This window comes from Streptomyces sp. NPDC057486 (genome assembly GCF_042802415.1).
Taxonomy (GTDB): domain Bacteria; phylum Actinomycetota; class Actinomycetes; order Streptomycetales; family Streptomycetaceae; genus Streptomyces; species Streptomyces yanii.
The window spans coordinates 1-22,389 of sequence record NZ_JBHVEE010000073.1 but is presented as its reverse complement, the minus strand read 5'-3'; the positions used below and the strand labels follow the sequence as shown (position 1 = coordinate 22,389).

Below are 22,389 nucleotides of genomic sequence, written 5' to 3'. Positions count from 1 at the left end.
GACGGAGCGGGCCACCGATCCGCAGTCCGGGCAGACCAATCCCGGCAGCGCACCTCGCTGTTCGCTACCGCACTGTTGGCACCTCATGGCAGCACACCATGCCAGGGCACGGGACCCAGAGGGAGAGACCGTGCACGATCCGTCTGCCGTCCTCCTGTCCGCGGCCTCGTCCGCGCCCGCTCAGCGCAGTTCTTCCGGGCACGGGGTGCCGGGCGAGAGCTGGTACGGCGCCGCCAGCCGGTACACCCCGGCGCGCGGCGCGAGCAGTTCCGTCCACTCGTCGCCGTCCGCGTCCTCGTCCACCTTGATCAGGCAGCCGTTGGTGTTGACGAAGGTCCGCGGGCTGTCCTGGTCCGTGCGCTGCTTGGACGCCTCGGTCTCCTGCGGGCGTTCCACACTCTTGCCCTCGTCGTCGACCAGGGCGAGCCAGCGCGAGTACGGAATCCGGATCAGCACCCGGCCCGCCCGCTTCACATGGATGGTCAGCTCGCCCGCACCGGCCCGGTCGACGGTCGCCGGCGGATCGGCCAGCGGCACCGGACTGTCGACCTCGAAGAGCTGCCAGTTGGAGTCGGACCAGACCTTGCGCAGATACGGCTGCCCCTTCCGGACGAGCTCCGCCTCCTGCACCGCGCCGGTGGCGTCCGGTTCCCCCTTGGGCAGCACCACGTAGTGCACGGCCCAGCGGTCGAGCCACTGGCGGTAGTTCACGGGGTTCAGGGTGTCGTCGTAGAAGAGCGGGTTGCGCTCCATGTCGGCCTGCCGGTTCCAGCCGCGGGCCAGGTTGACGTACGGCGCGAGCGCGGACGCCTCCCGGTGGCTGCTGGCGGGCACCACCTCGACCCTGCCCCGCTCCGCGCCGATGGTCTGGAGTTCGTTGACGAGCGGCGCCAATTCGCGCGTCCAGGAGGCGGCGGGGGCGGTGCGGACGATGTCGTCGGCACCCTTGACACCGATCCAGACGTTCATGCCGACGAACGCGAGGAGGAGCGCGTACCAGCGGCGGGAACGCGGCACCGTGTACGGCAGCGCGGCGAGCAGCGCCACCCCGGCGAACAGCATCGCCATCCGCGTGACGTTCGACCCTATCTGCGAATCGATCACATAGGTCAGCAGCGTCCCGACCCCGTAGACGGCGGCGGCGGTACGGACCGTGCTCCACTCGTGCGGCACGAGGAAGAAGACGAGGACGGCGAAGAGGAACGGCAGCGACAGCGTCGCGATCGACATCGGCTGCGTACCCGAGAACGGGAACAGCCATGAGGACAGCGCCACCACCGCGACCGGTGCCAGTCCCAGCGCGTACGCCCCCGGGCGCCGCTTGTTCAGGAACAGCGCCGCCGCCACCACGCCGAGGAAAAGTCCCGCGACAGGGCTGCCCGCGGTGGCGAGACCGGCGAGCGGCGCGGCGACGGCCGCCTTCGCCCAGCGCTTGTGGCGCCACCGGTACGGCCAGCAGAACACCGCGGCCACCGCGCCCAGGGCGAACATCATGCCGAGCCCGAACGTCACCCGCCCGGACATTGCGTTGCACAGGAATGCGAACACCCCGGCGAGCGAGCAGGCGAGCGGGTTACGGACGGCCGGGACCCGGACCAGGATCAGCGCGGTCAGCCCCGCGGACACCGTCCCGGCGATCATCATCGTCGTACGGACGCCGAGCACCGACATCAGATACGGCGACACGACGCTGTACGAGACGGGGTGCATGCCCCCGTACCAGGCGAGGTTGTACGCGGTGCCCGGATGCCGGCCGACGAACTCGGCCCAGGCATCCTGCGCCGCGAGGTCGCCTCCGCTGTTCGCGAAGAAGAAGAACCAGAGGATGTGGGTGACCGCCGCGGCCACCGTCGCGATGGTGACGGGGTGACGCAGCAGCCGCTGGGCGCGGATCCGCCGTGGCACCTCGGCCCGGGGTTCGGGGGTACGCGGGGCCGGCAGCCGGACGCCCGTGTCCCCACCACCGCTGCCGCTCGTCACGTCGCCTCGCACATCGCTGCTCCCGGCCGCTGTACGGCCGGATCTCGGCTCCGCGGTGGTCACTACGGTCTCTCCCCGTCTCCGCCGGCCCCGTACCCCTGTCCCCGTACTTCGTGCCCGTGCGCCCGTTCGGTACACGTGTGAGGACGCGGTCCGGCGCCCCCCGGTTGTCCGGGGACGCTAACACGTGCGCAATGGGAAAGGGGGTGCCTGGATCGGCACCCCCTTCCCCGACCCGCGTCAGCTGACGCGGGTCAGCTTCTGGCCGAAGCCGGGCTCCGCCAGATCGCTCTGCAGCGCCACCGCGACCTTCACCTGACTGGTCCCCTCACCGACGGTGAGCGTGCCCACATGGGTTCCGGCGGACGCCGAGTGCGGGATCGTCCTCCCGTCGTCGGTCAGTTCGATCCTGACCGTCAGACCGGGCCAGCCGACCGCCTCCACGTCCTCGGTCGCGACGACCGGGACCGTACCTCCGAGCCTGTCGTCGACCCTGCCGACGACATCGCCCTTCTTGACGACCTTCCCGCTCTTCAGCAGGTCCTCCGTCGCGACCATCACTTCCTTGCTGACCGCGTTGACCGTGTCGATGATGGGCGGCCGGTGCTGGCCCAGCACCGCGCCGACGATCAGCTGATCGGTGTCGCCGACCATCTTGTGCGCGGCGAAGAGCAGGTTGCCGCCGGCCTTGGTGGTGGAGCCGGTCTTGATGCCGAGCGCACCGTTGTACGGGACGAGGGTGTTGTAGTTCCGCCAGTTCTTGCCCGACGGGTCGGTCCACGAGGGCAGCTGCGTGATCGCCATCAACGCCGGGATCTCCACCAGCTTCTGACCGAGCTTCACCTGGTCCTCGGCCGAACTCACCGTCGTCTCCTTGAGCCCGGACGGGTCGGTGTACGTGGTGTTCTTCATGCCGAGCGACTTGGCGGTGTCGTTCATCTTCTTGACGAACGCCTGCTCGGAACCCGCGTCCCAGCGCGCGAGCAGCCGCGCGACATTGTTGGCGGACGGGATCATTATGGCGGCCAGGGCCTGCTGCTCGGTGAGCTTGTCGCCGGCCTTCACGGTGTTGAGGGTCGACTCGCCCGCCGAGTCCAGCTTGCCGTCCGACTCCGCCTTGGCGTCGACCGTGATGGACGGACCCGCCTTGCCCTTCTTCAGCGGGTGGTCCTTGAGGACGACGTACGCGGTCATCGCCTTGGCCACACTGCCGATCGGCACGGCCTTCTGCTCGCCGAACGAGTCCACCGTGCCGAGACCGGTCGCCGCCATGTAGCCCTGACCCTCGCTCGGCCACGGCAGCGACGGCTTCCCGCCCTCGAAGGTGTACGTCGGCTTCGCCGTCAGCTGCAGCTCGGGGGCCGGCAACGGGCGCACAGCCTGCACGATCGCAAATACGACCAGGAGGAGCAGGACCAGCGGGGTCCAGATCTTGACCCGGCGAACGGCGGTACGGACCGGCGTCTCCGGGGGCGGGGGCGTGTTCGTCAGCTCGGCCAGCAGATCGAGCGGCGGCCTGGGCGGCATCGGCTGCTGCCGGGTGCGCTCGGCTCCGCTGAGCGACGGAGCGGGGGCCGAGGCAGGGCTCTGCCGGGCGGCCGGGGCGGCTGCGGATCCAGTCGTCTCGGGCTTGCGGGGCGCCGGGGCGGGGCGTGCGTCGTCGCGGCGGAGCGGTACGAACTGGCTGGTGCGCTCGGCGGGGCTCTCGGACTCCGGCTTCTCCTCGGGCTTCGCCGAGGGGCGGGTGATCTTCAGCGCGGTCGTCGGCTGGTCGATCCGGTCGCGCCGGATCGCCTTGAAGACGGCCGTGGGTTGATCGATTCCGCGCTCGTCCGCAGGGGGCTCGGTGTCGTCGGTGTCCTCGGCGGGGTCGGCGACGTCCGCGCCGGTGGCCTCGGCGCCCTTGGGCGCGTCGTCATCGGCGTCGCCGGCGTCGTCGGCCGCCGCGGGTTCGCTGTCACCGGCGTCGTCGGCCTCCTCGGCGGGGTCCACGACGTCGGCGTCCGCGCCCTTGGCCGCGTCGTCGCCGGCGTCGTCAGCCGCCGCGGGCCCGCTGCCACCGGCGCGCTTGTTGCCCTCGGAGTCCATGGCGTCCTCGGAGACCTCGGAGACCGTGGCGTCCGAGGCACGGCTCTCCTCGCGCTCCTCGGGGACCCGGGTCTCGTCGGAGGCGTCGCCGGAGACCGCGGGCTCGTCCTCGTCCGCGTCCTCGTCCTCGTCCTCGTCCGCGTCAGTGGTTGCGGCTGCGTCCTCGTCCTCGCCAGCGGCTGCCGCGTCACCGGACGCCGCAGGCTCGTCGGCGGCCTCGTCATCCGCATCGTGACGGGTGTCGGCATCTGCTTCCGCGGCGTCGTCCGCCACTTCAGCCGCATCCGCCGCGTCCGCGCTCGATGCAGCCGCTTCGTCCGCGGTCGCGTCGGCGGAGTCCGTCCCGCTCTCGCCCGCCTCGTCCGCCGGCGCGGGCGTGTCGCTCTCCGCGACCGTCTCGGGCTTCGCGGCGTCGTCGGCGGCCTCGGGTTCCTCGGCAGCAGTGCCTGCGGCGTCCTCGTCACCCTTCCCCACCCACGCAGCCACCGCCGCACGCAGCCGCGCGTCGCCCTCCTCGGGCTCGGCGGCCCCGGATGGCGTGGAGGCCGCCCCGGGGCCCTCGGAGGCGCTCTCCACGCCCTCGGCGTGCTCCGCGTCCTCACCGTTCTCGACCGGCTTCGTACGGAAGACCGCCGTCGCCGTGTCCTGCTTGCCGCCGGGCTCCGCCGGGGAGGCAGGTTCACGGAAGACGGCAAGCCGCGGATCGCCTTCGCTCCGAGCCGTTCCCGACGACTTCTGCTGCTCCGACTTGTCGGGGGACTCGCCCGCCACCGATGCCTCCTCCTGCGCTGCGGGGTCCCCCCCGCGCTGTCCGAACCATCTACCAGTGTCCTGTGTGAACCCTCGGCCGCGCTGCTAGACGAGAACGACATACCTACTGGTTCCCGTACGAAGCACCCAGGCACTCTCGACAGACCAATGTGAGAGGGGTCACCCTGTCATTCATCCACGCGGGGAGGCATGGATGGGCAGGAGCCGCAGAACAATTCCGGAGGAGCTTCTGTTGCTCGCTCTGGACCCGACCACGGGTACCACAGCGCAGCCGCAGTCGCTCGACCTCGGCCTCGCCGGAGCTCAGCTAGTGGAGCTGGCTCTGGCAGGACGGATAGCCCCTGACGGGGATCGTATCGCCGTGGTGATGCCACGGCCGACAGGAGATCCGACACTGGACTCCGCACTGGAACTGCTGCGCCGACGCGGCAGCCCGGTTCGGGCCGTCCACTGGATCGGCGGGCCCCGACTGGGGTTGCGCCAGACCTATCTCTCGCATCTGGAGCGATGCGGCATGGTGCATGCCGTGGCGGGCCAGATGTGCGGGGTTCTGCCGACGACTCGCTACCAGGCGACGGACACGGCGATCAGCCGGGAGATCAGATCCCGGCTGGACAGTGCGATCCGCACCGGTGTACCGCCGGACCCGCGGACCGCGGCGCTCGCCGCACTGGCCCACGCGGTCGGACTCGGCAAGCACCTCTACCCCGGGAACGAGGGGCGCTCATCGCGCTCCCGGCTCCGGGACCTGATCAGACACGACCCGATGGGCGGTCTCGTGGCGCACGCCGTGATGGACGTCCAGAACGGGGCGATCGCCCAGCCGCGCCGCAACCAGGCGGCGGGAGGGCCGTTGCAACCGCAAGTGCAGTCGCAGTCCCGTCGCGACAGCATGGTGCACACCGTTGCCCACTAGGGCAGCGCACCGCACCACCGCACCAACAGAACCGCATACCGCCGCACCGACGTCCCCAAGACCCGGTTCGGGAGCCGCACCACGCGCGGGGCAGCCGTCCACCGGCTGCCCCGCGCGCCTGCGTGTGGCCATTTCCCAGCGCAACCGGCCCCACGGGTGGCAATCTGCTGAGCAGTAGATACGCACAGCTACACAGCCGGAGGTGCCGTTTCCGTGCCGTCCAACGTCAATCCCACCGTCAGGCGACGCCGGTTGGGCCAGGAATTGCGCCGACTGCGCGAACTCAAGGGCATGACGGCCGAGGAGGTGGCGGAGCGACTGCTGGTCTCGCAGTCGAAAATCAGCCGCCTGGAGAACGGCCGCCGTTCGATCAGCCAGCGCGATGTCCGCGATCTCTGCGGGGTGTACGAGGTCGAGGACCACCGGATCGTCGACTCGCTCATGCAGATGGCCAAGGACTCCCGCCAGCAGGGCTGGTGGCACGCCTTCGGCGACATCCCGTACAGCGTCTACATCGGCCTGGAGACCGACGCCGAGTCACTGCGGGTATACGAACCGCAGGTGGTCCCCGGCCTGTTGCAGACCCGGAGCTATGCCGAGGCACTGATCAACGGCGCGCTGCCGGAGGCACCGCAGACCGACATCGACAAGCGCGTCAGCGTCCGTGCGCGCCGCCAGGACCGGATCACCACCCAGGAGGGGCCGCTGCGGCTCTGGGCGGTCGTCGACGAGGCCGCGCTGCGCCGGATGGTCGGTGGCAGGCAGGTCATGATCGAGCAGTTGGAACAGCTCGTCGAGCTGTCGCACCTGCCCCATGTGACGATTCAGGTGCTGCCGTTCGACATGGGCGCCCACCCGGGCATCAACGGGCAGTACGCCATTCTGGAATTCCCGGACACCGCGGACTCCAGCGTCGTCTATATCGAGGGCGTCACCAGCGACCTCTATCTGGAGAAAGCCAATGACGTGCAGCGGTACAGCGTCATGTACGAGCACTTGCGGGCGCAGGCACTGAACGTGGAGCAGACCCGGCACTACATCGCCGACATCGCGAAGACGTACGCCCAGCTCAGCACCGACTGACCGACTGAACCAGACATTCCGCAAAGTCCGTTATGCGGGAAAAGGAACGATGTTACGGGTGAGGCGACGGCACGGTACACCGTCGCCGCATCAAAGCGGAAGACCCGCATGGAATATGCCATCCGGTCGAGTGAACGCCCCTCTCACCCAGCGATGTTGGCGAGTAGCGTCGATCACGCCAACAGATACGCAGTTGGTGCGAGTCACACAACTCTCTGAATCCGAACCGGAGTGAACATGGCTATTCGTCAGGGTGCCACGGACAATTGGACGAAGTCGTCGTATTCCGGGGGCAACGGCGCTTGCGTCGAGGTCAAGTCCCCCCTCGTCCAGTCGATCGCGGTCCGCGACTCGAAGGCCCCCGAGGGTCCTTCGATCACCTTCGTGCCCGGTGCGTGGAACGCCTTTGTGTCCGACATCGCGAAGGGCTCCGTCGACGTCTGACCCATGCCCACCCACGGAATGCGGTGCGGCACCGAAACGGTGCCGCAGGAGGCCCTCTCGACCGGTCCGCCGTCCTGGCCGAGGGGGCCCACCGCCGGACGGTCCGTTCAGCGCAGCTGATTCACGTACTTGTCCGTGCCGGGCACGGTCGGGATGAACGGCGCCACCAACTCCACCCGCCCCAGGCCGGATTCCGCAACCGCCGCGTCGAGTCCGGTGAAGTGCTCCGCCCAGCACTCCCGCGGGTCCTCCTGGAGGAACCAGAGCAGGGTGAGCCGGGTGTCGACGCCCTCGACCTGCTTCACATAGGTCATCCGGTCACCCGGCAGCGGCGTGGGGCGGAAGACGGTCACCATCGCCGCCGGTGAGCCGCCCAGCCGCTTCGGCAGATGCCGGGAGCGCAGCCATTCCAGCAGCTCCGACCGCTGCCCGGCCCCTTCGGCGTCGATCACCTGCAGCACGAGCCCGCGGTACGGGTGGTCGAGGGCGTGATGATCCCTTGGGCCGGCGGCGCCGTCCCGGTAGACCGTCGCCTCGTGGTCCTGGAACGCGGTGAACACATGCGTGCGGTCCTGATAGACCCGACCGTCCCGGTTCAGCCGCTTGTTGATCCCGACAGTCCACTTCATGTGGTCGTCGTAGCGCCCGTCCGTCACCCAGTACGTGGACAGATAGCACCCGGCGCCGACCGGCTGCGCGACCGCGGACTTCTCCGGATAACGCAGCTCCTGGAGCTCCCGGGTGGCCACCCAGCGCCGCCCGGCGAACATCCAGGGCATCGCCATGGCGCCCGCGTAGTAGTGGTCGTCCTCGTACCAGCGGTTGTACGCGTACTCATGGCCCGGGTGCGGTTCCACCATGGTGATCAGCGCATGGCCGGGATGGACTCCGTACGGCCCCAGCGCGGCCAGTTCGGCGTACGTATCGCTGCGCGTCTCGTCGCTCATGCCGTTCCCCTTCCGTACTCCGCTACGGCGCCCTACTCTGACGCCCCGTCAGAAGAACTGCCAGAGCCGGGAGGCACCCGATGCTGCTCGCGGGGAAGACCGTCATCGTGTCCGGCGTAGGCACCGGGCTGGGTCATCGGATCGCGGCGACGGTGGTACGGGACGGCGGGAGCGCCGTCCTCGGAGCGCGCACCGCGGCCAATCTCGCCAAGTCGGCCGCCGAGATCGATCCCGGGGGCCGGCACACGGCCCATCAGGCCACCGACATCACCGACGAGGCGCAGTGCGAGGCGCTCGCCGGACTGGCGCTGAGGAGGTTCGGACGTATCGACGCGGTGGTCCATGTCGCGGCGTGGGACAGCTACTTCGGCGGGGTCGAGGACGCGGACTTCACCACCTGGCAGTCGGTGATCGACGTCAATCTGCTCGGCACGCTGCGGATGACGCGCGCCTGCCTGCCCGGGCTGAAGGAGCGGGGAGGCTCCGTCGTCGTCATCGGCACGCAGTCGTCGGTCGCCGCACCCTCCCAGGTGCAGCAGGCGGCTTACGCGGCGTCGAAGGGCGCGCTCACCTCGGCGATGTACTCCATGGCGCGGGAATTCGGTCCGCACCGGATCCGGGTGAACACCGTCCTGCCCGGCTGGATGTGGGGTCCACCGGTGCAGGCGTACGTGCAGTTCACCGCGCACACCGAGGGCGTGCCGGAGGCCGAGGTGCTGGGCAGGCTCACCGAACGGATGGCGCTGCCGGAGCTGGCCACGGACGGCGATGTGGCGGAGGCGGCGGTGTTCCTGGCCTCCGACCGGGCCCGGGCGATCACCGGTCAGTCCCTACTGGTCAACGCCGGCGAACTGATGCGCTGAGACGCCGCAGCGATGAGGGCGCCGATGCGCCGATACCGGCAGCGGTGATCGGCGACAGACCCGGTTCCCCTCCTTCCCTCCTGTTCTCCCGCTCTCCTCCTTCTCGGCCGCACGGGACCCGCATCCCGTGCGGTCTTTCTGCGCTCTCCAGTGCTCGCGATTGCTCTGCACAGCCTGACGAAGTGCCCGCTCATCGTGTGGCCGTCGTCACGTTCACGACAACGCCCCCGTTGGTCAAGAACAAGTAAAATCGTTCGACTTACTGATTAGCGTTCACATCCCTGATCGCCAAAAACCTTGACCGAGGGACCGAACAGGCGGTTCAATCCCCGATGTCCCCGCTCCCGCACGGGGCTCCGCTGGGCGGCCGTACTGACGAAGTGCGCACCCCGTTCACAAGGCGGACCCCAGGAGGGGGCACATGAACAGTCTCGACTGGGTCGTGCTCATCGGCTACTTCGGCGTGATGATCGCGATCGGACTCTGGTCCCACAAGCGCGTGGACAACGTCAGCGACTTCTTCACGGCCGGCGGCAAGATGCCGTGGTGGCTGTCCGGCATCTCGCACCACATGTCCGGCTACAGCGCCGTGATGTTCACCGGGTACGCCGGTATCGCCTACCAGTACGGCGTCACGTCGTTCGTGACCTGGTCGCTGCCGATCGCCATCGGCATCGGCATCGGCGCCCAGCTCTTCGCGCCCCGGCTCAACCGGCTGCGCTCGCGGCTGCATGTCGCGTCGCCGCTCGAATACCTGAAGAACCGCTACAACATCCAGACGCAGCAGGCGCTCGCCTGGTCCGGTCTGCTGCTGAAGATCGTGGACGTCGGCGCCAAGTGGGCGGCCATCGCCACCCTGCTCTCCGTCTTCACGGGTATCACGATCACCCAGGGCATCTTCATCACCGGCTGCATCACGGCCGTCTACTGCACGGTCGGCGGCCTGTGGGCCGATGCCCTCACGGAGCTGGGACAGTTCGTCATCCAGCTCTTCGCCGGTATCGCGATGCTCGTCACCGCGATGATCAAGCTCGACGGCGTCAGCACCCTGTGGACGGTCTGGGACAAGCTGCCCGAGGGCCACACGAACCCGACGGCCGGCCCGTACACGGTGACCTTCCTGCTGGCGTACCTCTTCATCAAGACCTTCGAGTACAACGGCGGCATGTGGAACCAGGCCCAGCGCTACATGGCCACGGACTCCGCCGCCTCCGCGACCCGATCGGCCCGGCTCTCCGCCGTGCTCTGGCTGGTCTGGCCGACGGTCCTGTTCTTCCCGATGTGGTGCGCCCCGCTGCTGGTCCACGCACAGAAGCCGGACGCCTCCGACAGCTACGCCCTGATGACCGAGCAGCTGCTGCCGCACGGTCTGCTGGGCCTGGTCGTCGTCGGCTTCTTCTCGCACACGATGGCCATGTGCTCCTCGGACGCCAACGCCATCTCGGCGGTCTTCACACGGGACATCGCCCCGGTCATCTCGAAGGCGGCCCGCAGCTGGAGCAGCCGTACGGGTCTGCTGGCGGCCCGGGTGTCCACGCTCGGCTTCCTCGGTCTGTCGATGGCGCTCGCCACCCAGATCAACTCGCCGACGTTCAAGGACATCATCTCCGTCGTCATCAAGTGGGTGGCCGGTCTGATGGGTCCGATCGCGATCCCGTTCATGCTGGGCCTGCTGCGCAGGTTCCGTAAGTCGGGCCCGACGGCCGCGCTCGTCAGCTGGGCGGCGGGTCTGCTGGCGTTCTACTTCACCAACTACAACTTCGACGGTTCGGTGAAGACGGATGTCGCGCTCCAGTACCAGGTGGCACTGCCGCTGGCGATCTCGCTGGTGCTCTACGTCCTGATCGGCTTCATCAAGCCCGAGGACACCCCGGAGCGCGACGCGCTGATCGAGAAGATCAACACGGACGGTGACGGGGACGCCGCGGGCGCGACGGTTCCGGCGCAGGCCGGTTCCGGCGACGCCGCGGTCGCGGAGGGTGTGAAGGACTGATCCCCTCAGCCGGGTGCAAGGGGCGGGGTACGGACGCGGCGGCGTCCGCACCCCGCCCCTTTCCCGTGCCGTCCGTACGCGGTCAGCCGCGCGGGTAGCGGGTCAGCCAGCCCTGGGCGGCAGCCGACGGGCTGTGGAGCGCCGGCCCCTGGGTCATCTCCATGGCGAAGTCGTCGGCGAGTTCCAGGAGCGTGGCCCGGCCCTCCAGTTCGGCGAGCCAGGCGGGCGGCAGTGCGGTCTCGCCGTGCAGCACACCGAGCAGTACCCCGCAGAGCGCCCCGGTGGCCGCGGACGGGCCGCTGTGGTTCACCGCGAGCCGCAGCCCGTGCCGGACGTCCTCGCCGACCAGTGCGCAGTACACGGCGACGGCGAGGACCTCCTCGGCGGAGTCCGTGTCACCCAGCGCCTCGATGAGGGCCGGGCCCGGGATGCCCTGGCGCACGGAGCCGAGGGCCTGCTGCAGGGCGTCGGTGACCTGTTCGTGGCCGGGGCGCTCGGCGAGCAGCGCCAGGGCCTGCTGGACGGCGCCGTCCAGCGTCTCGCCGCGGGCCAGCCCGTGCACCACGACGGCGAGGGCGCCCGCGGAGAGGAGGGCGGTGGGGTGGCCGTGGGTCTGGGCGGCGCATTCGACGGCCAGTTGCAGGACGAGCTGCGGTTCCCAGCCCACCAGCAGGCCGAACGGGGCGGAGCGGGTGAGTGCGGCCGAGCCGCGCGCGGCAGGGTTCTTGGGCTGGTCGAGGGTGCCCATGGTGGTGTCGCCGAAGCCGTTGAGGCATTCGCGGGTGGGGGCGCGGCGGGCGTAGAGCCACTCCTCCTGGGCGAGCCAGCCGTTCTCCGTGCGCCGCTCGTCCGGACCCCAGTCGCTCTGGGTGGCGGCCCAGCGCAGATGGGCACGGTGCACATCGGTGGGCGGGTGCCAGGCGCCGGTGTCGCGGCGGACCTGGGCGCGGATCAGTCCGTCGACGGTGAACAGGGTGAGCTGGGTGACGGCGGTGACCGCACCTCGTCTGCCGTGGACGGGCACGAAGTCGGTGACGGCCTCGACGCCATGGGCCGCGCGGATCTCTTCGAGCGAGAGTCCGCTGACGGCCGCGCCGAGCGCGTCGCCGATGGCACCGCCCAGCAGACAGCCGCGCACCCGGCTGCGGAAGTCCTGCTGTTCGGCGCGGCCCCAGATGGCTGTGGCTCCTGTGCTCACCGCGCCCCTTCCCCCGTCCGCGTACGACTGCGCAGCACTGTAATCGAACGGGAACGGCTGGTTCAGGGGCGGAACGGTATGTACGGAGTGGCTCCGGCGGTCACTTTTGAACAGCTATCTCCGGGGATCTCCGGGGTCCCGGCGACGGTCGCGGACGCGGGACATCCGTGACCTGAAGCGGAACCTGCCCGGCGGCCGACGGCCACCCGCAGGTGTCCCCGGACGGCCGGGTGTATCCGCCCGCTGCCGTTCCTCGGGGACTTCCCCGTACAGCGTGTTGCGCGGCTTCGCCGGCCGGCCCGCCAGTTCGGCGATGGCGACCAGATCCTGGATCGAGCGGTACGAGCCGTAACTCGAACCCGCCATGCGGGAGATGGTCTCCTCCATCAGCGTGCCGCCCAGGTCGTTCGCACCGGAGCGGAGCATTTCGGCCGCCCCCTCCGTGCCGAGCTTGACCCAGCTGGTCTGGATGTTGGTGATGTGCGGGTGCAGCAGGAGCCGGGCCATGGCGGTGACGGCCCGGTTGTCACGGTCGGTCGGGCCCGGGCGGGCGATGCCCGCGAGGTAGACCGGCGCATTGGTGTGGATGAACGGCAGCGTCACGAACTCCGTGAAGCCACCGGTCTCCTGCTGGAGGCGGGCCAGGGTCCGCAGATGACCGAGCCAGTGGCGGGGCTGGTCGACATGCCCGTACATCATGGTCGATGAGGAGCGCAGCCCCACCTCGTGGGCCGTCCTGATGACTTCCAGCCAGGTCGCCGTCGGCAGCTTCCCCTTGGTGAGGACCCAGCGGACCTCGTCGTCCAGGATCTCCGCCGCCGTGCCCGGGATCGAGTCGAGCCCGGCCTCCTTCGCGGCGGTCAGCCAGTCGCGGATGGACATGCCGGTGCGGGTCGCGCCGTTGACGACCTCCATCGGGGAGAAGGCGTGCACGTGCATGCCGGGGACGCGTTCCTTCACCGCCCGCGCGATGTCGAAGTACGCCGTGCCGGGCAGGTCCGGGTGGATGCCGCCCTGCATGCAGACCTCGACGGCACCGACGTCCCACGCCTGCGCGGCCCGGTCGGCGACCTGGTCCAGGGAGAGCGTGTACGCGTCGGCGTCGGTGCGCCGCTGGGCGAAGGCGCAGAACCGGCAGCCGGTGTAGCAGACGTTGGTGAAGTTGATGTTCCTGGTGACGATGTACGTGACGTCGTCGCCGACCACGTCACGACGCAGCGTGTCCGCGATCCGGCACAGTTCGTCGAGCGCCGGGCCGTCCGCGTGGAGCAGGGCGAGGGCCTGGTCGTCGGTGAGCTTCGTCGGGTCGTCGGCGGCCTGGCCGAGCGCGGCCTTCACATCGGTGTCGATCCTGGACGGGAGCATTCCGGGGGCGGCGGCCTCGCGGAGTGCCCCCCAGTCCCCGTAGACCTCGTCGAAGTCGTCGCGGCGGTCGCCGGTTCGGCCCTCGGTGTCGATGGTGCGGTGCAGATCGGTGCGGCCGGAGGCGTTGAAGCCCTCGTCCGGCTCCTGCCACGGCAGACCGACGGGGATCGCCCCTTCCTTCGCCAGACCGGTCTCCGGGTCAGCGAGCGCCCGGACGTGCGGGAGAAGGCGGGGGTCGAGCCAGGGCTCGCCGCGCTGGATGAACTCCGGGTAGATGGTGAGCCGTTCACGGAGATCGAAGCCCGACTCGGCCGTCTTCGCGGCGAGTTCATCGATGTGCGGCCATGGACGCTCGGGGTTCACATGGTCCGGGGTGAGCGGTGAGACTCCGCCCCAGTCGTCGATCCCTGCGCCGATGAGCAGTGCGTACTCCGCGTCAACGAGGTTCGGCGGGGCCTGGATGCGGGCGGACGGGCCGAGGATGTGCCGGGCCACGGCAATGGCGGCGGCCAGTTCCTCCAGTTCGGCGTCCGGCATCCCGCGCATCGCCGTGTCCGGCTTGGCGCGGAAGTTCTGGACGATGACCTCCTGGATGCCGTGGTAGGCGCGGGCGGTCCTGCGCAGCTCGAAGAGGGAGTCGGCGCGCTCCTCGTAGGACTCGCCGATCCCGATCAGGATGCCGGTCGTGAACGGAACGTTGGACCGGCCCGCGTCCTCCAGCACCCGCAGCCGTACGGCCGGCTCCTTGTCCGGGGAGCCGTGGTGCGGGCCGCCCGGCTCGGACCACAGGCGGGTCGCCGTCGTCTCCAGCATCATGCCCATGGACGGGGCGACGGGCTTGAGGCGCTGGAGGTCGGTCCAGGTCAGCACGCCGGGGTTGAGGTGCGGAAGGAGTCCGGTCTCTTCGAGCACCCGGATCGCCATGGCTCGTACGTACGCGAGGGTGTCGTCGTATCCCTCGGCCTCCAGCCACTCCCGCGCCTCGGGCCAGCGGTCCTCGGGGCGGTCGCCGAGCGTGAACAGTGCTTCCTTGCAGCCCATGGCCGCGCCCTTGCGGGCGATGTCGAGAACCTCGTCGGGCGACAGGAACATCCCGTGCCCGGCCTTGCGGAGCTTGCCGGGGACGGTGACAAAGGTGCAGTAGTGGCACTTGTCGCGACAGAGCCGGGTCAGCGGGATGAAGACCTTGCGCGAGTACGTGATGACGCCCGGCCGACCCGCGGCTTCGAGGCCCGCGTCCCTCACCCGGGCGGCGGACGCGGCAAGGTCCGTCAGATCGTCGCCGCGTGCCTGGAGCAGGACGGCGGCCTCGGTCACATCGAGGGCGAAACCGTCACGGGCCCGTTTGAGCGCGCGCCGCATGGAGTTGGTGGTCGGGCGTGCGCGCTGAGGATCGGTCATGAGCCGAGCATACGAGCGAGGTGGGCGGGCCGATGAAGCCCGTCCGGGGTTCGGGGGCGAAACGAACGCCGCCGCGGCGGCCCGTCCGGCGACGCCCCCGGTCCCGGGGATCCCCCGGCCCGTCCGGCTGAACGTCCCACCCGAGCAACGGTTCCGTCGTCGGACGCCGGACAGGCCGAAAAGGGCCTCCGGGCGTGCACCCGGAGGCGAGGACCGGTTGTCAGTCCTCCTGGCCGGCGCGGAGCGACAGGTTCAGCCGGTCGCTCGCCAACCGCATGTGTTCGGCCATCGCCGCATCCGCCGCCTCGGGATCACCCGCCCGGATCGCGTCGAGCACCGCCCCGTGCTCATGAAGCGTCCCGCTCACCGTGCCCTCGATGTCGCCCGCCCGTTCCATCCAGACCTGGAGCAGCGCCCGGATGGAGTGCAGGATGTCGCTCAGCACCGTGTTGCGGGCGATGTTCGCGGTCTCCAGGTGGAACGCGATGTCGGCGTCGACGAACGCCTTGACGTCCGTGCCCGCCTCCCGCATCCGAGCCAGATGCCCTTCGAGCCGTTCGACGTCCGCCTGCTCCGCCCGTTCCGCGGCGAGGCGTGCGGACATGCCCTCCATGAACGTACGGACCTCCACGAGGTCCTGCGTACGGCGCTGACCGAGCATCAGGCCCCAGTTGATCGCCTGCGGCAGGAACTCCGACGTGCCGTCGCGCACGTACGACCCCGAGCCCGGCCGGATCTCGATGATGCCGAGCACGTCCAGTGCGGAGAGTGCGCCCCGGACGCTGGACCGGGCGACGCCGAGCGCCTCGGCGAGCTGCCGCTCGGCGGGCAGTCGGGTGCCTGGCTTCAGGTTGCCCTCGGAGAGGTGGTCGAGGAGCCGCTTGGCCACCTCGCTGACCGAGGACTCGCGTACGACGGGGCGCAGGAGCGAGGTGAAATCGGGCTCTTCGGGCTGCGTGGACACGTCGTCCAGTACATCAGACGTCTCCCGATGATCATGGGCCGGGCGGACCATATCGCGCTCATCGGTCCTTTTGGTGTGCTCGTCGGAGCGACGTACATCACTTTGGTTAATTGGTGACCAATTTTGTTTTCAGGTCTAGCGTGTGAGCTGTTCGCCGGTCGGACCCGCCGCGGCTACTGCCGGCCCCGCCCGCTGCCGACAGTGACCAGAGCCGGACAAAGCTGTCCGGGAAGCGAGGAGTCTCCATGGGCGCCACTGCGCATTCAGTCGAGAGATCTGCCGTCGAGCGGTCGACGATCAAGAAGGTCTCGATCCGGCTCGTCCCCTTCGTGGCCCTGATGTTCTTCGTGAACTATCTGGACCGCACGGCCGTGTCCTTCGCCGAGCCGAACGGCATGGGCCAGGACCTCGCGCTCACGGCGGCCCAGTTCGGCTTCGCCTCGGGCGTCTTCTTCATCGGCTACATCATTCTCGAAGTGCCGAGCAACATGGCCCTGCACAAGTTCGGCGCCCGCCGCTGGCTCGCCAGGATCATGGTCTCCTGGGGCATCGTCGCCCTGCTCTTCACCTGGGTGCAGAACAGCGAGCAGCTGTACACGCTCCGCTTCCTGCTCGGTGTCGCCGAGGCCGGATTCTTCCCCGGCGCGATCCTCTTCCTGAGCCAGTGGGTGCCGTCCCGGCACCGGACGAAGGTGCTCGGCCTCTTCTACCTGGCCCAGCCGCTGACCACCGTGATCGGCGCCCCGCTGGCCGGCTGGTTCATCAATCAGCACGGGCTGTTCGGCCTCGAGGGCTGGCGCGTGATGTTCCTCGGCGTGTCCGTCCCCGCGATCCTGCTGGGCGTCATCGCCTGGTTCTACCTGATCGACAAGCCGGCCGACGCGAAGTGGCTGACCACCCCGGAGAAGGAGTGGCTGACCGCCGAGCTGGCCGCCGAGAACGCCACGAAGACCGGCGCCGACGAGAAGTCCGGGCACGGGCGCGAGGCACTGAAGGCCGCGTTCACCAACAGCCGTGTCTGGACCCTCGCGCTCATCTACTTCGGTTTCATCTACGGTCTGTACGCCCTCGCCTTCTTCCTGCCGACGATCATCAACGGCTTCCAGGAGCAGTTCGACACCTCGTTCAGCGTCATGGACAAGGCCCTGATCACGGCGATCCCGTATCTCCCGGCAGCGGTGGTCCTCTTCTTCTGGTCGCGTCACGCCACCAGGCACGGCGTCGGCAAGTGGCACATCGCCGGCCCGGCCGTCGTGGGTGGTATCTCCATCCCGATCGCCCTCTACATGGGCTCGCCCGCCGCGACGGTCGCCGTCATCACCGTCACCGCGTGTGCGATCTTCGCCGCGCTGCCGGTCTTCTGGTCCGTGCCGTCCCAGTTCCTGACCGGCGCCGCCGCCGCGGCCGGTATCGCCCTGATCAACACCGCGGGCAATGTGGCCGGTTTCGCCGCCGGCTACGTCACCGGCTGGCTGAAGGACTTCAGCGGCGACTACTACGTGCCGATGTTCCTGGTCGGCGCCTTCATGCTCATGTCCGCCGCACTGATGCTGTGGCTCGCCGGCCGGTCCAAGGACCGCGACGCGGGTCAGGGCCGGTCCCTCGTGGAGGCCCACTGATGACCCGTCTGTTCAACGACCCCGCCGCCTTCGCCGACGAGGCACTCGAGGGGTTCGTCGCCGCCCACCCCCACCGGGTCCGTCAGGTCCCCGGCGGGGTGGTCCGGGCCACCCGTACTGCCCCCGGCCAGGTCGCGGTCGTCGTCGGCGGCGGATCCGGCCACTACCCGGCCTTCTCCGGCCTGGTCGGCCAGGGCCTCGCGCACGGCGCCGCGGTCGGCAATGTCTTCGCCTCGCCCTCCGCCCACCAGGTGCGGCAGGTCGCGAAGGCCGCGCAGACCGGCGGTGGTGTCCTTCTCGCGTACGGGAACTACGCGGGCGACGTCCTGCACTTCGGGCAGGCGGCCGAGCAGCTGGCCGCCGAGGGCATACCCGCCCGGACGCTCGGCGTCACCGACGACATATCGAGCGCCTCCGCGGCCGAGGCGCACAAGCGCCGCGGGGTCGCGGGCGACCTGGTGGTCTTCAAGGCGGCCGCGGCCGCCGCGGAGGCGGGACACGATCTCGCCGAGGTGACCCGGATCGCCGAGCTGGCCAATGCCCGCACGCGTTCCTTCGGTGTCGCGTTCTCCGGCTGCACCCTGCCGGGCGCGGACCACCCCCTGTTCACCGTCCCCGAGGACCGGATGGCAGTCGGGCTCGGCATCCACGGTGAGCCGGGCATGGGCGAGCAGCCGGTCCCGAGCGCGGACGGGGCCGCCGAGCTGCTGGTGAGCACGGTGCTGGGTGAGCTGCCCGAGGGTGTCGACTCCCCGCGCGGGCAGCGGGCAGCCGTCATCCTCAACGGCCTCGGCTCGGTGAAGTACGAGGAGCTGTTCGTCGTCTACCGCCGGGTCGCCCAACTGCTTCATGAAGCCGGTGTGGAGGCCGTCGACCCCGAGGTCGGCGAGCTGGTGACCAGCTTCGACATGGCGGGCGTCTCGCTCACCCTGTGCTGGCTGACGGACGAACTGGAACCGCTGTGGACGGCTCCGGCGGATGCCCCCGCGTACCGCAAGGGCACGGTCGAGGCTGCGGACCTGATCTCCGAAGGTCCCGCCGAAGAAGCCGTCGAGGAGCCGGTCCCGGCCGCCACCGAGGAGTCCCGCGCCGCCGCCCGTACCGTCCTCGCCGCCCTGCGCACCCTGAAGTCCACCGTCGACACGCACGCCGACGAGCTCGGCCGGATCGACGCGGTCGCCGGTGACGGCGATCACGGCATCGGCATGCAGCGCGGATCCACGGGTGCGTACGAGGCAGCCGTCCGCGCGGAGCAGCTCGGCGCCGGCGCCGAAACGCTCCTGCACCGGGCCGCCGACGCCTGGGCCGACAAGGCGGGCGGCACCTCGGGCGCCCTGTGGGGCGTCATCCTCCGCGCCATCGGCACCGCCCTCGGCGACACCGAGCGGCCCACCGCCCCCGTGGTCGCCGCCGGAGTCGCGGAGGCGGCGGCGGGCGTGATGCGCCTGGGCGGGGCGGAGGTCGGCGACAAGACGATGGTCGACGTCCTCGTCCCGCTCGCCGAGGCACTGACCACCGCCACCACCGACGGGCAGCCGCTGTCCACCGCCTGGGACACGGCGGCGAGCACCGCCGCCGCCGCCGCGGCCGCCACCGCCGACCTGCTGCCCCGCATGGGCCGGGCCCGTCCGCACGCCGAGAAGAGTCTCGGCACCCCGGACGCGGGGGCGCACTCCCTCGCCCTGATCGTCCGCGCCGTCCACCCCGTTCTCGCACCCACCCTGGAGATCCACTGATGTCCGACAGGCTCCGTATCGTCGTCGGTTCCGACGACGCCGGTTACGTGTACAAGGAAGCCCTCAAGAAGGACCTGGAGGCCAGCGACCTCGTCGTCACCGTCACCGATGTGGGCGTCGACGCCGACGGACACACCGCGTACCCGACGGTGGCCATCGCCGCCGCCGAGATGGTCGCCCGCGGCGAGGCGGACCGCGCCCTGCTGGTCTGCGGCACCGGTCTCGGTGTCGCCATCGCCGCCAACAAGGTCAAGGGCATCCGTGCGGTGACCGCCCACGACTCGTTCTCCGTCGAGCGCGCGGTCCTCTCCAACAACGCCCAGGTCCTCACGTTCGGGCAGCGCGTCGTCGGTCTGGAACTGGCCCGTCGGCTGGCCGCCGAGTGGCTGACGTACCGCTTCGACGAGACGTCCGCGTCCGCCGCCAAGGTCGCCCTCATGCGGGACTACGAGAACCAGCAGGAAGCAGCAGCCTGATGCCCGCCGCTTCCACCGCTCCGGCGCCGATCACGATCGGGGTGAGCCTGAAGATGTACTTCGGCCACCACCAGACCCTGAACTGGGCGCGCCGGATCGCCGACACCGCCGCCCGGCACCCGGCCGTGACGACCGGCGTCGCCGAACTGTTCGTGCTGCCCGCGTTCCCCGCGCTCGTCCCCGTCACCGGCATCCTCGCCGGCACGGGGGTGCGGACCGGGGCGCAGGACCTGGCGACCGAGGACACCGGCCCGTACACCGGCGAGGTCAGCGGCGCGCATCTCAAGGAGATCGGCGCGAGCTACGCCGAGGTCGGCCACGCCGAACGCCGCCGGCTCTTCGGCGAGGGCGACACGGTGGTCGCGGCCAAGACGGCCGCCGCCCTGCGCAACGGCCTCACACCGGTCCTGTGCGTCGGTGAACTCGACCGGGTCTCCCCCGCCGAGGCGGCCGCCCGCACGGTCGCCGAGGCGGAGCGCGTCCTGGCCACGGCAGCCCATGACGGCGCCCCGGCCCCGCTCGTCCTCGCGTACGAACCGCAGTGGGCGATCGGCGCCCCCGAACCGGCGTCGTCCGAGCACATCCGTACCGTCTGCACGGCCCTGGCCGACTGGCTGGCCACGCAGCCTGCCCTCGTCGGCAGCAGGGTCATCTACGGCGGCAGCGCGGGCCCTGGACTGCTCACCGAACTCGGCACCGGGGTCGGCGGTCTCTTCCTCGGCCGGTTCGCCCACGACCCGGCGGCGGTGGAACGCATCCTCGACGAGGTCCTGGCCCTGCGCGCCGACTCGTCGGCAGGAGTGTCCTGATGGCCTACGGACTGAGCACCTACGCCTTCTTCTGGCGGATCTCCGAGCGCGCCCCGCAGCCGCTCACCGTGCACGACATGCTCGCGCAGACCCGTGACCTGGGCGGCGAGGTCTTCCAGATCTGCGACTACCCGCTGATCGAGACGTTCGACGACACGCAGCTGGACGCGGTACGCGCCACGGCGGCGGAGTACGGCATCACGCTGGAGCTCGGCACCCGGGGGGTGCGCCCCGCGCACCTGGCCACGTATCTCCGTATCGCGCAGCGTCTGGGCGTCACCCTGGTCCGCTCGATGATGAACACGGCCGACCACCGGCCGAACGTGCCCGAGGCGACGGCCCTGCTCCGAGAGGCCGTCCCCGGCTACGCCGCGGCGGGCGTGACGCTCGGCCTGGAGACGTACGAACAGGTCTCCACCGACGACCTGCTGTCCGTCGTGCGCGGCGTCGACAGCCCGTACCTCGGCGTCGTCCTCGACCCGGGCAACAGCGTCGCCCGGCTCGAACGCCCGGTGGACGTCGTCGACGCCACCGCCCCCTACGTGGTGAACATCCACGTCAAGGACTTCTCCTTCTCCCGCCGTGACGGCTGGGTCGGCTTCACGTTCGCCGGCTGCCTCCTCGGCGAGGGCCTCCTCGACTACGACCACATGATCGACAAGGTCCGGCCGGCCGAGAAGGGCATCAACCAGATCGTGGAGCACTGGCTCCCCTGGCAGGGGGACTTCACCGAGACCGCCCGCCTGGAGGACCAGTGGACCCGGCACAGCATCAACACCCTTATGAGGAGCAAGTAATGGCCACCGAAACCACGACCGCATCCACCACCGTTGCCGTCATCGGGGCCGCCGGCAAGATGGGCCAGCGCGTCTCCAACAACCTGGTCAAGAGCGACTTCACCACCCTCTTCGCCGAGAACTCGCCGAAGGGCCAGGAGCTGATCCGCGAGCTCGGCCGCGAACTGACCGATGGTGCCGAGGCGGCCGCCCGGGCCGATGTCGTCATCCTCGCCGTGCCGGACGTCGTGCTCGGCAAGGTCTCCGAGCAGCTCGTCCCGGTCATGAAGCCGGGCGCGATCCTGCTGACGCTGGACCCGGCCGCCGCTTACGCGGGTCTGCTGACCCGCCGCGCGGACGTCCACAACGCGGTGGCGCACCCCTGCCACCCGTCGGTCTTCCTGGAGCGCACGACGAAGGAGGAATGGGCCGACACGTTCGGCGGCATCGCCGCCCCGCAGGAGGTCGTCGCCTCCTTCGAGCCCGCCGCCGAGGCCGCCGACCCGAAGGCCCAGGAGCTGGCCGAAGCAGTCATCTCCACGATGTATGCCCCGGTCGTCGAGGTCCACTGGGTGACGGTCAAGCAGCTCGCTGTCCTGGAGCCGACCCTCGTCGAGACGATCGCCTGCATGGTCGGCGCGCTCCTGACCGAGGCGCTGCACGAGACCGTCCACACGGTGGGTGTCCCGGAGAAGGCGGCCCGCGCGATGCTGCTGGGCCACACCCAGGTGGCGCTGGCCAACACCCTCAAGGGCTCCAACCCGTTCTCCGACGCGTGCCTGATCGCGATGGACTACGGCCGTGAGTCGATCGTCCGCGACGACTGGAAGAACGTCTTCAACGACGACGAGCTGGACAAGGTCATCACGCGGATGCTCAAGATCAAGGAGATCAAGCGCTGACCCGGCGCCTGCCGGTACCCGTACGGGCCGGGCACCCCGCCACGGACGGGGTGCCCGG

Annotated in this window: 17 protein-coding genes; 11 read left to right on the top strand and 6 right to left on the bottom strand. The window is 70.1% G+C overall.

Annotated features, from left to right (window positions below; all coding sequences use genetic code 11):
- Positions 1-180: 180 nt before the first annotated feature.
- Together ACFU6I_RS29070 and ACFU6I_RS29065 are read right to left on the bottom strand one after the other, a co-directional pair.
- The gene (locus ACFU6I_RS29070; protein WP_384372019.1) at positions 181-2,043 is read right to left on the bottom strand and encodes an MFS transporter; all 1,863 of its coding nucleotides are present in this window, start codon (positions 2,041-2,043) and stop codon (positions 181-183) included.
- 177 nt (positions 2,044-2,220) lie between these two features.
- Positions 2,221-4,839 carry a D-alanyl-D-alanine carboxypeptidase gene (locus tag ACFU6I_RS29065; RefSeq protein WP_384372017.1) on the bottom strand — a complete coding sequence of 873 codons (2,619 nt, stop codon included), beginning with the start codon at positions 4,837-4,839 and terminating at the stop codon, positions 2,221-2,223.
- Between the two features lie 193 nt (positions 4,840-5,032).
- On the opposite strand from ACFU6I_RS29065, the gene ACFU6I_RS29060 reads away from it, so the two are divergent.
- From ACFU6I_RS29060 to ACFU6I_RS29050, 3 genes are all read left to right on the top strand, one after another.
- A complete protein-coding gene (locus tag ACFU6I_RS29060) occupies positions 5,033-5,755 on the top strand; it encodes a GPP34 family phosphoprotein (protein ID WP_266984623.1) in 723 nt (240 codons plus the stop codon).
- Positions 5,756-5,968: 213 nt separating this feature from the next.
- A complete protein-coding gene (locus ACFU6I_RS29055) occupies positions 5,969-6,838 on the top strand; it encodes a helix-turn-helix transcriptional regulator (RefSeq protein WP_345517635.1) in 870 nt (289 codons plus the stop codon).
- A gap of 237 nt (positions 6,839-7,075) precedes the next feature.
- Positions 7,076-7,282 (top strand): DUF397 domain-containing protein, encoded by a 207-nt coding sequence (locus ACFU6I_RS29050; protein ID WP_266984619.1) that lies wholly within the window; start codon positions 7,076-7,078, stop codon positions 7,280-7,282.
- Between the two features lie 107 nt (positions 7,283-7,389).
- Here ACFU6I_RS29050 and ACFU6I_RS29045 read toward each other — a convergent pair whose 3' ends face one another.
- A complete protein-coding gene (locus ACFU6I_RS29045; RefSeq protein ID WP_384372015.1) occupies positions 7,390-8,229 on the bottom strand; it encodes a hypothetical protein in 840 nt (279 codons plus the stop codon).
- Positions 8,230-8,309: 80 nt separating this feature from the next.
- Between ACFU6I_RS29045 and ACFU6I_RS29040 the strand changes: the two genes are divergently transcribed.
- Both ACFU6I_RS29040 and ACFU6I_RS29035 read left to right on the top strand, forming a co-directional pair.
- On the top strand, positions 8,310-9,092 hold the full coding sequence (locus ACFU6I_RS29040; RefSeq protein WP_384372013.1) for an SDR family oxidoreductase: 783 nt from the start codon (positions 8,310-8,312) through the stop codon (positions 9,090-9,092).
- A 421-nt stretch (positions 9,093-9,513) separates the two neighbouring features.
- Entirely contained in the window at positions 9,514-11,085 is a 1,572-nt protein-coding gene (locus ACFU6I_RS29035; RefSeq protein ID WP_384372011.1) for a sodium:solute symporter family protein, read from the top strand.
- A gap of 82 nt (positions 11,086-11,167) precedes the next feature.
- Here the strand turns inward: ACFU6I_RS29035 and ACFU6I_RS29030 are convergent, their stop codons facing one another.
- The 3 genes from ACFU6I_RS29030 to ACFU6I_RS29020 all read right to left on the bottom strand — a co-directional run bounded on the left by ACFU6I_RS29030 (position 11,168) and on the right by ACFU6I_RS29020 (position 16,013).
- On the bottom strand, positions 11,168-12,283 hold the full coding sequence (locus ACFU6I_RS29030; protein ID WP_384372009.1) for an ADP-ribosylglycohydrolase family protein: 1,116 nt from the start codon (positions 12,281-12,283) through the stop codon (positions 11,168-11,170).
- 114 nt (positions 12,284-12,397) lie between these two features.
- Entirely contained in the window at positions 12,398-15,049 is a 2,652-nt protein-coding gene (locus tag ACFU6I_RS29025; RefSeq protein WP_384372007.1) for a bifunctional FO biosynthesis protein CofGH, read from the bottom strand.
- A gap of 220 nt (positions 15,050-15,269) precedes the next feature.
- The gene (locus ACFU6I_RS29020; RefSeq protein ID WP_384372005.1) at positions 15,270-16,013 is read right to left on the bottom strand and encodes a FadR/GntR family transcriptional regulator; all 744 of its coding nucleotides are present in this window, start codon (positions 16,011-16,013) and stop codon (positions 15,270-15,272) included.
- A 245-nt stretch (positions 16,014-16,258) separates the two neighbouring features.
- On the opposite strand from ACFU6I_RS29020, the gene ACFU6I_RS29015 reads away from it, so the two are divergent.
- The 6 genes from ACFU6I_RS29015 to ACFU6I_RS28990 are packed head-to-tail and all read left to right on the top strand — an operon-like array spanning position 16,259 to position 22,331.
- Entirely contained in the window at positions 16,259-17,632 is a 1,374-nt protein-coding gene (locus tag ACFU6I_RS29015) for an MFS transporter (protein WP_384372003.1), read from the top strand.
- Positions 17,632-19,368, top strand: coding sequence for a dihydroxyacetone kinase family protein (locus ACFU6I_RS29010; RefSeq protein ID WP_384372001.1), 1,737 nt, complete (start codon positions 17,632-17,634; stop codon positions 19,366-19,368). Before ACFU6I_RS29015 ends, ACFU6I_RS29010 begins: the two co-directional genes overlap by 1 nt.
- Positions 19,368-19,844 carry a ribose-5-phosphate isomerase gene (locus ACFU6I_RS29005; RefSeq protein WP_384371999.1) on the top strand — a complete coding sequence of 159 codons (477 nt, stop codon included), beginning with the start codon at positions 19,368-19,370 and terminating at the stop codon, positions 19,842-19,844. The genes ACFU6I_RS29010 and ACFU6I_RS29005 overlap by 1 nt, the downstream gene beginning before the upstream one ends.
- Positions 19,844-20,653 (top strand): triose-phosphate isomerase, encoded by an 810-nt coding sequence (locus ACFU6I_RS29000; RefSeq protein WP_384371997.1) that lies wholly within the window; start codon positions 19,844-19,846, stop codon positions 20,651-20,653. Before ACFU6I_RS29005 ends, ACFU6I_RS29000 begins: the two co-directional genes overlap by 1 nt.
- Positions 20,653-21,450: a sugar phosphate isomerase/epimerase family protein gene (locus ACFU6I_RS28995; protein WP_384371995.1), complete on the top strand. Its 798-nt coding sequence runs from the start codon at positions 20,653-20,655 to the stop codon at positions 21,448-21,450. Before ACFU6I_RS29000 ends, ACFU6I_RS28995 begins: the two co-directional genes overlap by 1 nt.
- Positions 21,450-22,331, top strand: coding sequence for a phosphogluconate dehydrogenase C-terminal domain-containing protein (locus ACFU6I_RS28990; RefSeq protein WP_345517623.1), 882 nt, complete (start codon positions 21,450-21,452; stop codon positions 22,329-22,331). The genes ACFU6I_RS28995 and ACFU6I_RS28990 overlap by 1 nt, the downstream gene beginning before the upstream one ends.
- Positions 22,332-22,389 lie beyond the last annotated feature (58 nt).